The following is a 12,080-nucleotide window of genomic DNA, read 5'->3' as shown; positions in this document are numbered from 1 at the left end:
GGAGGGAAAATAATGCGAAAATTACCTGAAAACAGTAACAGGGTAAAGGTAAAAATAAATGGAGAAGATTATTTTTTGAAAGGCTCAGCTTCTCAGGAATATATAAAAAAAGTTGCTTCTTATGTCGACGAGAAATTCCGATTAATCTCCAAGCTACATCCAGAATTGGGGAGGGTAGATTTAGCGGTACTTACTGCAATACAAATTGCTGACGAGTATTTTACTTTGAAAGCAGAGTATGAGGAATTCTTAAAATTATTTGATGAAGAAAAAAAAGATAAGAGGTAGGATTATGAAAAATTTTGAGATTGCGGGTATTTTTATGAGAATTTCCGAAATGCTGGAAATAAAAGGAGAAAACACTTTTAAAATAAAGGCTTACAAAAAGGCAGCTGAATCTATAACAAGCCTTAGCGTAGAGATAAAAGATTTAGTTGAGAGAGGCTATTCGCTCAAAGAAATCGAAGGGATTGGTCCTGCTATTGAAGCAAAAATTAATGAAATATTAACAAAGGGTACCTGTGAATATTATGAAAAACTTAAACGGGAAATCCCCGAAGGTTTACTGGAAATGCTCAAGATACCCGGGCTGGGAGCAAAAAAAATAAAAACAATTTACGATGAACTTAAAATTGATACTCTTGAAGAGCTGGAAAGAGCTGCGAAAGAAAAGAAATTAAGAAGTCTGAAAGGCTTCGGAGTAAAAACCGAACAGGCGATAATCAAAGGTATTTTAATGCTTAAAGGAAATCAAGGAAAAATATTATTGTCCACGGCGCTTTACCTTGCAGAAGAAATCCGGGATTTTATAAAATCTTCCAATTTAAAGGTGAAAATTGAATTTGCCGGTGAAATGCGCAGAAGGGTAGAGATGATTGAAAAAATTGTGGCGGTTATTTCCTGCAATGAAGAAGATAAAAAGGAAGTCATTTCTGTCCTTTTAAAATTTCCTCGTATAAAAAATATTAAAGAAATATACGAAAACAGGATAGAGCTTTTTCTTGACTTAGGAATTACCTTAGAGTTTATATTTGTTGAAGAAAAATCCTTTTTTACATCCCTTTTTGTATATACTGGTAATGAAAAACACCTCTTACAGTTGGAAGAGCTTAATAAATTAAAGGGTTTAAAAATTTCGGAAAATTATATTTTAATAAATGGAGAAAAATACTATCCGGATTCCGAAATAGATATTTACCAGAAATTAGGAATTCCCTATATTATTCCGGAACTTAGAGAAGGCAGAGGCGAGGTGGAAAAAGCTTTAAAAAATGAGCTGCCCGAATCACTTAACCTTGAAGATATAAAAGGTGACCTTCATATGCACTCCGATTGGAGTGATGGAATTGACAGCATTGAAGAATTGGCTCAAAAAGCAATGGAGCTTGGCTATGAATACATCGCGATTACAGATCATTCAAAATCTCTCAAAATTGCCAATGGATTGGACGAAGAAAGGCTAAAAAGACAGATATATCATATAAAAAATTTGAATGCTAAATACAAAAATTTTGTAATCCTTACAGGAATAGAAGTAGATATTTTGTCGGATGAAATACTTGATTTTGAAGATGAAATATTAAAGGAACTGGATATCGTTGTGGCTTCTATTCATACAGGATTTAAACAGGATAAGGATAAGTTAACGAGAAGAATAATAATGGCTATGGAAAATCCTTATGTAAAAATTATAGGACATCCCACAGGCAGGTTGCTGGGCAAAAGAGAAAAGTATGAATTAGACCTTGACAAAATAATTGAAAAGGCATTTGAAACAAATACCGCTCTGGAAATAAACTCCACTCCTGACCGTTTGGACCTGGTGGATGTTTACGCTAAAAGGGCAAAAGAAAAGGGAGTAAAGCTGGTTATAAACACCGATGCCCATGAAAAAGGGGCACTACAGGATATAATAAATGGTGTTTATGTGGCAAGAAGGGCATGGCTTGAAAAAAAAGATGTTTTGAATACCAGAAGTTTAAAAGAATTATTGACGGAGTTGAAAAAAACATGAAAAAACCTGAATTATTGGCCCCTGCAGGAAATTTTGATGCATTAAAAGCTGCGGTAGAAAATGGTGCCGATGCGGTTTATTTGGGAGGAAAAGAATTTAATGCCCGCCGTTCGGCATCGAATTTTTCAAGAGAAGAATTAAAAGAAGCTGTCGAATATGCCCATCTTAAGGGTGTGAAAATTTATGTTACAGTCAATATCTTAATATACGATGACGAGTTTTACGAAGCCGGTGATTTTATAAATTTTTTAAACAGTATAGGGGTCGATGGAATTATTGTTCAGGATATAGGACTTGGCTATTTTATTAAAAAATATTTTCCCGATTTGGAGGTCCATGCCAGTACCCAGATGACCGTACACAGCTTACACGGAGTGAAGTTTCTCGAAAAAATGAATTTTGACAGGGTAGTTCTTGCACGGGAGCTATCTTTAAAAGAGATAAAGTTTATAAAGGAAAATACCTCTTTAAAAATAGAAACTTTTGTTCATGGCGCCCTCTGTTTTTGTTATTCGGGACAATGTCTGATGAGCAGTTTTATAGGAGCAAGGAGCGGAAATAGAGGACAGTGTGCTCAACCCTGTAGATTACCGTATTACTTATTGGACCGGTGGGGAAACATAATTTCTTCCAAATTACATCTTATGAGTACAAGGGACCTCAATCTTATCCAAAGGATACCTCTTTTAATAGAAGCCGGGATAGATTCTTTTAAAATAGAAGGAAGATTAAAACGACCAGAATATGTGGCAGTAGTAACTTCTATATACAGAAAGGCTATTGATAGATTTTTACAAAATCCAGGGAAATTTTTTATATCCGAAGAAGAATATAAAAAGCTCTTACAGATTTTTAACCGGAGTTTTACTACCGGCTATTATTTTGGGAATCCGGGGAAAGATTTAATGAGCGTAGATTGTCCGAGGAACAAAGGTATACTGCTGGGGAAGGTAGTAGGCTTTGAGCCTGAAAACAGTATGACAAAAATATTATTGCAAGAGGAGCTTCGGGTGGGAGATGGAATAGATATAAGGGATGATGAGGGATTTGGATATGTGGTCACCGAGTTTTATGTAAAAAATAATAAAAGATTTAAAGCTAAGCCCGGAGAAATAGTGAAAATTAAAACGAAAGGGAAGGTAAAAGAAGGCACTGCCGTTTATAAAACATCAGATGTGGAATTACTGGAAGAAGCAAAAAGGTCCTATGAAGAACCTGCTTTGAGTAAAAAAATCCCGGTAAAGATTAAACTTTATGCAAAGCTTAATGACAGATTAAAGATTTGTATTGAAGATGAGGATAAAAATAATATCTATTTAGAGTCGGATTATATTGTAAAAAAAGCTCAAAAACGTCCAACTTCCTTAGAGGAAATTAAAGAAAAATTGACAAGGCTCGGAAATACTGTTTTTTGCTTAAAAGAGTTTGAAGTAGATATGGATGAAAATATCCTTCTACCTTTTAGTGCATTAAACGATCTAAGACAGGAAGCTATAAGAAAACTTTATGAACAAAGAATAGAAAAATATAAAAATAAAAGGGTCAATGGTGATTATAAGGCGTTTTTATTTTATTTTCAGGAGAAAAATAAGGGCAATGAACAAAAAAATAAGGAACTCATGAAGATTACTTTAAGAGTTGATAATCTGGAAGGACTAAAAAAAGGTATTTCATATATAGATGAAATTTATTTTGGAGGACAAAATCTTAAGCAAACCTTATGTCAACTAAAAAGTGCGCTAAATATTACAAAAAAAGAAGGAAAGAAATTTTATTTGGCTTTACCGCAAATAACGAAACAGGCAGATATTCGCGAGATATCTGAGCGTTTAGATGAAAGTTTGCTCACAAAAATAGACGGCGTGGTTGCTGGAAATAACGGGTTATTAAATTATTTTATTGAGAGGAATGTAAATTGTATTGCTGATTTTTCATTAAATATTTTTAATAGTGTAAGCATAGAAGTATTAAAAGAATTGGGCTTAAAAAGAGTGGTCCTTTCTCCCGAACTTTCTCTGAGAGCAATAGAAAAATTAAAATCAGATTTGGAGTTAGAAAGTATTGTTCATGGGTATTTACCTTTGATCGTGAGTGAACATAATATTATAAAATCCAATTCGGGGAAAGATTTAAATATAGCCTATCTTAAGGATAGGCTCGGAAAAGAATTCAAGGTGTTTGTCGATGAAAAAAATAGGAGCCATATTTATAACTGCTATGAAATCTGTATGATAAATCACATCGAAACTTTGACAATGGCTAATATAATGTTCGGGCAATTATATTTGGTTGGAAGAAAACCCGAGGAAATCGAGAAAATAGCAAAAGCTTATTATTTAAGTATTCGAGAAAAAGAAAAAATCCCTGAAGAAGATATAGCAAAATACTATACCTTTGGACATTATTTTAGAGGAGTAAAATAGTAAAAAGGGTGATTTTATTGAATAATAAGGTTTTAGCAAAGCTGGAATTTGATAAGGTCAAAAATATCTTAAAAGAATACGCTGTATCGGATATTACCCGGGAAAGGATTGATAAATTAGAGCCCCTTAAAGATCTCCCCTTAATTAGAAGATTACAAAAAGAAACATCAGAAGGAGTAGCATTGTTGAAAAGGGGGTTCAGACTGCCTTTCGAGTATATTCCGGATATATCCTCTTCATTAAAGAGAGCAAAATTTGGTGCGGTGTTAAATAATAGAGAACTCCTTGATGTAGCTCAAATTATGAAGACTTCAAGAGTAATTAAAAAAAATTGGGAAGAGTGGAAAATAGAAGGATATGAAATATTACAAAATTTGGTGGCTTCCCTTCATAATTTTTATTCATTAGAGGAAAAAATATTTAAAGCGATTCTCAATGAGGAAGAAATAGCCGATAATGCGAGCCCGGCACTGGCTTCTTTAAGAAAAGAAAAAAAGGTCCTCTTTTCGCGTATTAGAGAAAAGCTGGAATCAATAATTTCATCACCTTCTTTCCAAAAATTCCTGCAGGAACCAATAGTAACCATTAGGCAGGGACGCTACGTAATACCGGTAAAGCAGGAATTTAGGACAAGTGTTCCCGGTATTATTCATGATCAATCGTCAAGCGGTGCAACTTTGTATATAGAGCCTTTATCGGTGCTAGAATTAAATAATGAACTTCGGAGAATAGAAATTGAAGAAAAAAAAGAAGAGGAAAGGATATTAAAAGAACTAACCAAAAAGATAGCGGATAATTATGATTCTATAAAAAATAGTTATGAAGTAATATTGGAGCTGGATTTTATTTTAGCAAAAGCTAATTACAGTATAGAAATTAACGGCATTGAACCGATGTTTAATGAAAAAGGTTATCTAAATATTAAACGGGGCAGACATCCCCTCCTTATCTTAAAGGGTGAAGTGGTTCCAATAGATTTGTATCTTGGAGATAAATTCCATGTTCTGGTGATTACCGGTCCAAATACCGGTGGGAAAACGGTTACCCTCAAAACGGTAGGACTTTTTGCTATCATGGCTCAATCGGGACTCCATCTTCCAGCGGAAGAAGGAACCGAAGTAGCAGTTTTTAACGAAGTTTTTGCGGATATCGGAGACGAACAGAGCATAGAGCAATCTTTAAGCACTTTTTCTTCTCATATGAAAAATATTGTGGAAATAATTGAAAACGCTGACGAAAAAAGCCTTGTCTTACTTGATGAACTGGGAGCGGGTACGGATCCCGCCGAAGGTGCTGCTCTTGCCATGGCAATATTAAACTATTTTTATGAACGGGGTATAAGGACAATTGCCACAACCCATTACAGTGAATTAAAAACCTTTGCATTTTCCAGGGATGGTATGGAAAATGCAAGTGTTGAGTTTGATGTAGAAACCTTAAGTCCAACATATAAATTGACCATAGGAATACCGGGTAAAAGTAATGCCTTTGAAATTGCAAAACGATTAGGGTTAAAACATGAACTTCTTGAGAAGGCTAAGGAATTTCTTAAAAAGGAAAATTTGGAATTGGAAGGGCTTTTAAAAAGTCTGGAAGGAGAGAGAAAAAAATTAAACGAAGAAATAAAAAGGTTAAATGAATTAAAAGAAAATTATTATAAAAAAATAACATATCTGGAAGAGGCCAAAAAAAAGCTTGCTGAAAAGGAAGAAATTATTATTGAAAAAGCCAGAGAAAAAGCAAAAAGAATTTTAGAAAAGGCAAAAGAGGAAGCAGAGGATATTATCGAAGAATTGAAAAAGGTAGAAGATTTGGATGAGAGGCAAAACAAAGATCGTATAATAGAACTGGCAAGGAAAAGGTTAAGGGAAAACCTGGGAGAGTTAAAGGATGAGAAACCTCTGATAAAAAAATCCAAAAAGCTTTTAAAGGATGAGAATTTTAAACCGGGAGATAGGGTTTTTGTAGAAGGTTTAAATCAAGAAGGTTTTATAGTCGAAATTAATGAAAAAGAAAAAGAAGCATTGGTTTCCATTGGAATTATGAAGATAAATTTACCTTTAAATACTTTGAGCAAAATAGAAGAGGCTTCAACGGGAGTAAAAGATTCAATCAGTTACTCAACTATTAGCATTGAAAAAGCAAAAAATATCGAAAGTAAAATTGATTTAAGGGGACTGACTCTTGATGAGGCAATTTTAAAAGTTGAAAAGTATTTAGACGATGCAAGAGTTGCTGGACTTCCAAGTATAATGATAATTCACGGTAAGGGTACGGGCATTTTAAGAAAAGGTATTCAGGATTTATTGAAGAAGAGAAAAGATGTGAAGACATTTAGACCCGGAAATTATAATGAAGGTGGAATTGGAGTAACGGTGGTGGAGTTTAATTGATTATTATAAGTTCCTGCCTAATTGGTTTAAACAGTAAATACAATGGTGAGAACAATTACGATAAGAATTTTCTCGACATATTAAAAGAAGAAATTATAATCCCTTTTTGTCCCGAGCAGGCCGGAGGGCTACCAACTCCCAGAAGCCCTGCAGAGATTAGCGGAGGGGATGGATTTGATGTTTTGAAGGGGATTGCAAGGGTAATTACCAAAGATGGGGTAGATGTTACGGAAAATTACATTAAAGGTGCTTATGAAGCCTTAAAATTGGCAAAGATTTATGGTATAACAAAAGCAATATTAAAGTCTAAAAGCCCTTCCTGCGGCTGTGGGAAAATTTACGATGGTTCTTTTAAGAATAAAATCAAAGCTGGAACGGGGGTAACCGCAGCGCTGTTTTTAGAAAATGGGATTCAAGTGATTTCTTCGGAAGAGTTTTTAAGGAAAAAATAAAACAATAATAAAATAAAAATAAAACCCCTTAAAAGTTATTCGCCCCACGAAAGGCTAAACTTTTAAGGGTTTTTTTTACATTTAGATTATTACTGTAAATTATAAATTATCATTCGTATTGTTGTTTCCATTATTATTGAAATGATTTTGCTGGTTTTGTAAAGGATTTCCATCAAGCTCTCCTTCTACAGGAGTTTGGAATACAGGGTTTTGAGCCGAGTGAACGGGGCAGTACTGCTCCGGAGCTTGATATTTTACATCTAATGGAATTTTTCCTTCTTTTGAAGGGATAAATGGCGGACGTTTAATAAATACCCTCTTTTGAACCAGCTCAGGGGGACAATAGGGAGTGGCGAGCAGTCCGTTTGTAATATCCACATCCAGTTCTACATGAACATCACAAAATTCCGTTGGCTCTGTTCCTTTAATGAAGTATTGTTCTACTACCCTTGGACCCCTTGGATCTTTATAACATAGTTCTGTAGGAAGTTTTCCCGAATCCATGCATACTGGGATTGGCCCAACTATATTATCAGGTCTATCAAAGTCTTTATAAGGTAGATTTTTATGAGCTTCTTTCATTACCTGCATCCAGATATTAGCGGGTTGATTTCCACTGGATACACCTTTCATGGGAACCGGTTCATCATGCCCGATCCAGACAGAAGCTACATAATAAGGAGTATATCCTACAAACCATACGTCTTTATTATCGGAAGTTGTACCTGTTTTACCCCTGACCGGGTAAGGAAAACTTGATAACCTTCTTGCAGTACCCTCGGGGTCATAAATAGGTCCTTTTAATAAATTCGTCATAATAAAAGCTGTCTGAGGACTAACCGCAACCCATTTTTGTGGTTTTTCTTCATATAATGTTCTTCCGTTTCTGTCTACAATTTTTAATACGGCAATAGGTTCTATGTGAACTCCCTGATTTGCTAAGGTTTGATATGCGGAAGCGAGTTCTAAAGGAGTAACTCCTTTTGTAAGGCCGCCGAGAGCTATGGCAAGTTGTCTATCATTTTTGCTGCCTTTTAAAACTAAGTCTTTTATTCCTAACTTTTTAGCATATTCAATTCCTCTATCAACTCCGATGGAATCAAGCACTTTTACGGCGGCCACGTTTACCGACCTTGCAATTGCCTTCCAGAGAGGTGTCAATCCTCTGTAATCACCGGAAAAGTTTTGAGGAGACCAGGTCCCACTGCCGCTGGGATAAAAAACGGGAGAATCGTCTATGACGCTGGCGGCTGTAAATCCTGAATCTATAGCTGCTGTGTAAACCACTATGGGTTTAAAAGCGGATCCGGGTTGTCTATAAGATTGATAAGCTCGATTAAGACCTAATTTTTGATAATGTTCTCTTCCTCCTACCAGTGCTTTAATTGCTCCGGTTTTTACGTCAAGAACCACAATAGCGCCTTGAGGCTGGGGTATTCCGTTTTTATCGTTTTTTGTATATGGGTAATTTGCAGGATTTGATAATGCTTTTTCTGCAGCTTCCTGAATATTAACGTCAATAGTTGTATAAATTTTTAAACCACCGTTATAAATTCTATCATAAGCTTCCTCCTGGGAAATTCCTAAGGATTTTTGCAGTTTTTCGGCAGTTTCCTGCACAACGTAATCTGTAAAATATGGGGCTTTGTAATTAGCCTTTGGTGTATTTAAACCAGCTAAATTAATTTTCTCTTCCTTCGCTTTTTTTGCTTCTTCTTTCGTAATGTAACCCAATTCTGCCATTTTATCGAGAATTAACTCCTGACGTTCCTTGGCGTTTTTAAAATTAAGATAGGGTGAAAAATACTGAGGGCCTTTGGGTACTCCGGCCAGCATGGCACACTCGGCTAAAGTAAGATCCTTTACATGTTTTCCGAAAAATAGCTGAGAAGCTGCCTCTACCCCATAGGCAGAATGCCCGAAATAAATCTGATTCAAGTAAAATTCAAGAATTTGATTTTTTGTGTAATGCCTTTCTAATTGTATTGCCAGCCATGCCTCTTGAATTTTTCTTTTTAACGATTTTTCCTGCGTAAGAAAAGCATTTTTAACCAGCTGCTGGGTAATGGTGCTTGCACCTCTATGATATCCTCCTTTTATAAGGTCCGTGATTAAAGAACCTATTATTGAACGAATGTTTATCCCTTTATGAGAATAAAAATATTGATCTTCTATCGCAATAAAGGCGTTTTTCAAATTATCCGGGATTTCTTCTAAGGAAACGGGTATCCTGTTTTGTTCTCCATGAAGTTCCGAAACCACATTGCCCTTTTCGTCCAGTACAAAAGAAGTTTCGCTGGGCTTTAACTTTTTAGGGTCAAAGGGTGGAGCTGTGTTTATATATGAATATGCTACTCCTAAGGCAACTCCGGAAGCCACCAGGAAAAAAAATAAAATTATTAATGCAAGCCCTCTAAATAAGTTTCTTCTTTTCTTTTTTCCCATACAATCCCCCTCTCTATAATTTTTATTATACCACAGTTGTCAAAAATAAAATAAATCAAAAAACATGGGTTTGAAATAATGTTTTGACTATGTTATAATCGTTAAAAAACATAAAATGGAGAGGGAATAGAATGAGACCAGAGGAACAATTTGAAATTCTAAAAAGAGATACTGCTGAAATTATTTCGCCAGATGAATTATTAAGTAAATTGAAAAAATCCTATGAGAGCAAAACACCTCTGAAAGCAAAATTGGGACTTGATCCCACTGCGCCGGATATTCATCTTGGACATGCGGTAGTGTTAAAAAAACTGAAAGAATTTCAGGATTTAGGGCATGAAGTTATTTTGATTATTGGGGATTTTACCGGGATGATTGGGGATCCCACTGGAAAATCCGAAACAAGAAAACAATTAACAAGAGAAGAAGTAATGGAAAATGCAAAAACTTATAAAGAACAGGTTTTTAAAATCCTGGATCCTGAAAAGACTACCATCAGGTTCAATAGTGAATGGCTTGCCAAATTGAATTTTGAAGATGTTATTGTACTTTCTTCCAAGTACACCGTAGCACGAATGCTGGAAAGAGAAGATTTCCAGCAGCGTTTTAAAGAAGGAAAGCCAATTTCTATTCATGAATTTTTTTACCCATTGATGCAGGGTTATGATTCAGTAGCATTAAAAGCCGATGTAGAACTGGGTGCTACCGAGCAGAAATTTAATATTTTAATGGGTAGGACATTGCAAAAAGAGTATGGTCAAGAACCTCAAATTGCCATGCTAATGCCAATATTAATAGGTATAGACGGCACAAAGAAAATGAGCAAAAGCCTTGGAAATTACATAGGTATAAATGAACCTCCCAAAGAAATGTACGGAAAGGTGATGTCGATTCCGGACGAGATATTAATCGAATATTACAACTTAGCTACTACCATCCCAAAGGATGAAATAAAGAAAATAGAAAAAGGTTTAAAAGATGGTTTGCTGCACCCAAGAGATGTAAAAATGGCTCTGGCTAAGGAAATAGTAAAAATGTATCATGGCCTGGAAGAAGCAAAAAAAGCTGAAGAAAATTTTATAAAAGTATTTCAGAAAAAAGATATGCCGGATGAAATGGTTGAATATTTCATCCCTGAAGATAATTTGAATCCAGAAAAAAAGATATGGTTGCCTAAACTTTTATCCATAACAGGTCTTGCCTCATCTAACAGCGAAGGTCAGAGATTAATTTTGCAGGGAGCCGTTAAAGTAAACGGTGAACGTATAGAAAATCCTGTTGATATTGATCTAAAAGAACCTGTAATAGTTCAGGTAGGAAAAAGGAAATTTGCCAAAATTTCAATAAAAAATTAAAACTTTTAAGAACCCCTCCAGCATATTTTAATTATGGAGGGGTTTTTTATGTGGGGTAAGTACAGATTGTTCAGGGTGAAAAGGGGTTATTTTAGTTTATATATTATCCTTTTTTTTATATTTATTGCTGTATTAATTGTATTAAGTTTTATTGAACATCAAATAGCCCCTACTGTTCAGACAATTGCTGAAGCAAGAGCAAGGATGATTGCCACAGAGGCGATTAATAATGCTATAAAAGAAAAAATTGCAAAAAACATTCAATATAAAGACCTTATTACAATACATAAAGATGTAAACGGGCAGATTACACTAATTCAGATTAATACAGTAGAAATTAATAGGATAGAAACGGAAACATCGTTAGAAGCAGTAAAAAAATTAAAGCAAATTTCGATGGAGACTATAAAAATACCCTTAGGGCTGGTTACCGGAAGTAAAATTCTGGCAAATATAGGACCTAATATTAATATAATGTTACAACCAGTAGGCACTGCAGAAGTGGATACTACGGAAGCCTTTGAAGAAGCGGGAATAAATCAAACAAGACATAAAATAATACTCTCAATAACGGCAAAAGTGAAAGTGGTTCAACCTTTTTTTAGCTCTCAGGTGGAAGTTAATACTAATGTTCCGATAGCTGAAACTATTATAGTAGGAACTGTTCCACAAACTATTCTGGACTTTAAATAATATAGCAATAAGATGAATAACAGAGCATAATTAAATATAACTGATTAAGTATTAGAAAAAATGTGTATGGAATAGCTTAATTAGTATTTATTCTACTTATATTGGTTTGAAACTAATCAATTTTTATGTTAAATTAAAATAGCTATTGTTGTCCAAAATCATTAAAAAACATAATAAAAAAGTTGACAACAGGGTAAATCATATTATATAATAAAATCCCAAGCAAATGGACAAAATTTTTAAACATTATTGGACCTTGGAAACTGAACAGTGTCACGCCTGAGAGTTTCAAGAAAAAGGTGTGT

At 34.7% G+C, this 12,080-nt stretch carries 8 protein-coding genes; 7 read left to right on the top strand and 1 reads right to left on the bottom strand.

The window, feature by feature from the left end; all coding sequences use genetic code 11:
* Positions 1 to 12 precede the first annotated feature (12 nt).
* From ACPLOV_RS06470 to ACPLOV_RS06450, 5 genes are read left to right on the top strand one after another with little or no spacing between them, the layout of a single operon-like run.
* On the top strand, positions 13 to 288 hold the full coding sequence (locus ACPLOV_RS06470) for a cell division protein ZapA (protein WP_068748790.1): 276 nt from the start codon (positions 13 to 15) through the stop codon (positions 286 to 288).
* 4 nt (positions 289 to 292) lie between these two features.
* Positions 293 to 2,014: a DNA polymerase/3'-5' exonuclease PolX gene (gene polX, locus ACPLOV_RS06465; protein ID WP_424910848.1), complete on the top strand. Its 1,722-nt coding sequence runs from the start codon at positions 293 to 295 to the stop codon at positions 2,012 to 2,014.
* Positions 2,011 to 4,437: a DUF3656 domain-containing U32 family peptidase gene (locus tag ACPLOV_RS06460; RefSeq protein WP_424910847.1), complete on the top strand. Its 2,427-nt coding sequence runs from the start codon at positions 2,011 to 2,013 to the stop codon at positions 4,435 to 4,437. Before polX ends, ACPLOV_RS06460 begins: the two co-directional genes overlap by 4 nt.
* Positions 4,438 to 4,454: 17 nt before the next feature.
* The gene (locus ACPLOV_RS06455; RefSeq protein WP_424910846.1) at positions 4,455 to 6,830 is read left to right on the top strand and encodes an endonuclease MutS2; all 2,376 of its coding nucleotides are present in this window, start codon (positions 4,455 to 4,457) and stop codon (positions 6,828 to 6,830) included.
* Positions 6,827 to 7,282: a DUF523 domain-containing protein gene (locus ACPLOV_RS06450; RefSeq protein ID WP_424910845.1), complete on the top strand. Its 456-nt coding sequence runs from the start codon at positions 6,827 to 6,829 to the stop codon at positions 7,280 to 7,282. The genes ACPLOV_RS06455 and ACPLOV_RS06450 overlap by 4 nt, the downstream gene beginning before the upstream one ends.
* 99 nt (positions 7,283 to 7,381) lie before the next feature.
* Here the strand turns inward: ACPLOV_RS06450 and ACPLOV_RS06445 are convergent, their stop codons facing one another.
* Positions 7,382 to 9,727, bottom strand: coding sequence for a transglycosylase domain-containing protein (locus ACPLOV_RS06445; protein WP_424910844.1), 2,346 nt, complete (start codon positions 9,725 to 9,727; stop codon positions 7,382 to 7,384).
* Between the two features lie 131 nt (positions 9,728 to 9,858).
* Between ACPLOV_RS06445 and tyrS the strand changes: the two genes are divergently transcribed.
* Both tyrS and yunB read left to right on the top strand, forming a co-directional pair.
* Positions 9,859 to 11,082: a tyrosine--tRNA ligase gene (tyrS, locus tag ACPLOV_RS06440; protein WP_424910843.1), complete on the top strand. Its 1,224-nt coding sequence runs from the start codon at positions 9,859 to 9,861 to the stop codon at positions 11,080 to 11,082.
* 48 nt (positions 11,083 to 11,130) lie between these two features.
* Positions 11,131 to 11,775, top strand: coding sequence for a sporulation protein YunB (gene yunB / locus ACPLOV_RS06435; RefSeq protein ID WP_068748783.1), 645 nt, complete (start codon positions 11,131 to 11,133; stop codon positions 11,773 to 11,775).
* The last annotated feature ends 305 nt before the right edge of the window (positions 11,776 to 12,080 follow it).

Origin of the sequence: Thermovenabulum sp., assembly GCF_049723235.1 — a bacterium.
Classification (GTDB): Bacteria; Bacillota; Thermosediminibacteria; order Thermosediminibacterales; family Thermosediminibacteraceae; genus Thermovenabulum.
This window is presented reverse-complemented; position numbering and strand designations above follow the sequence as displayed.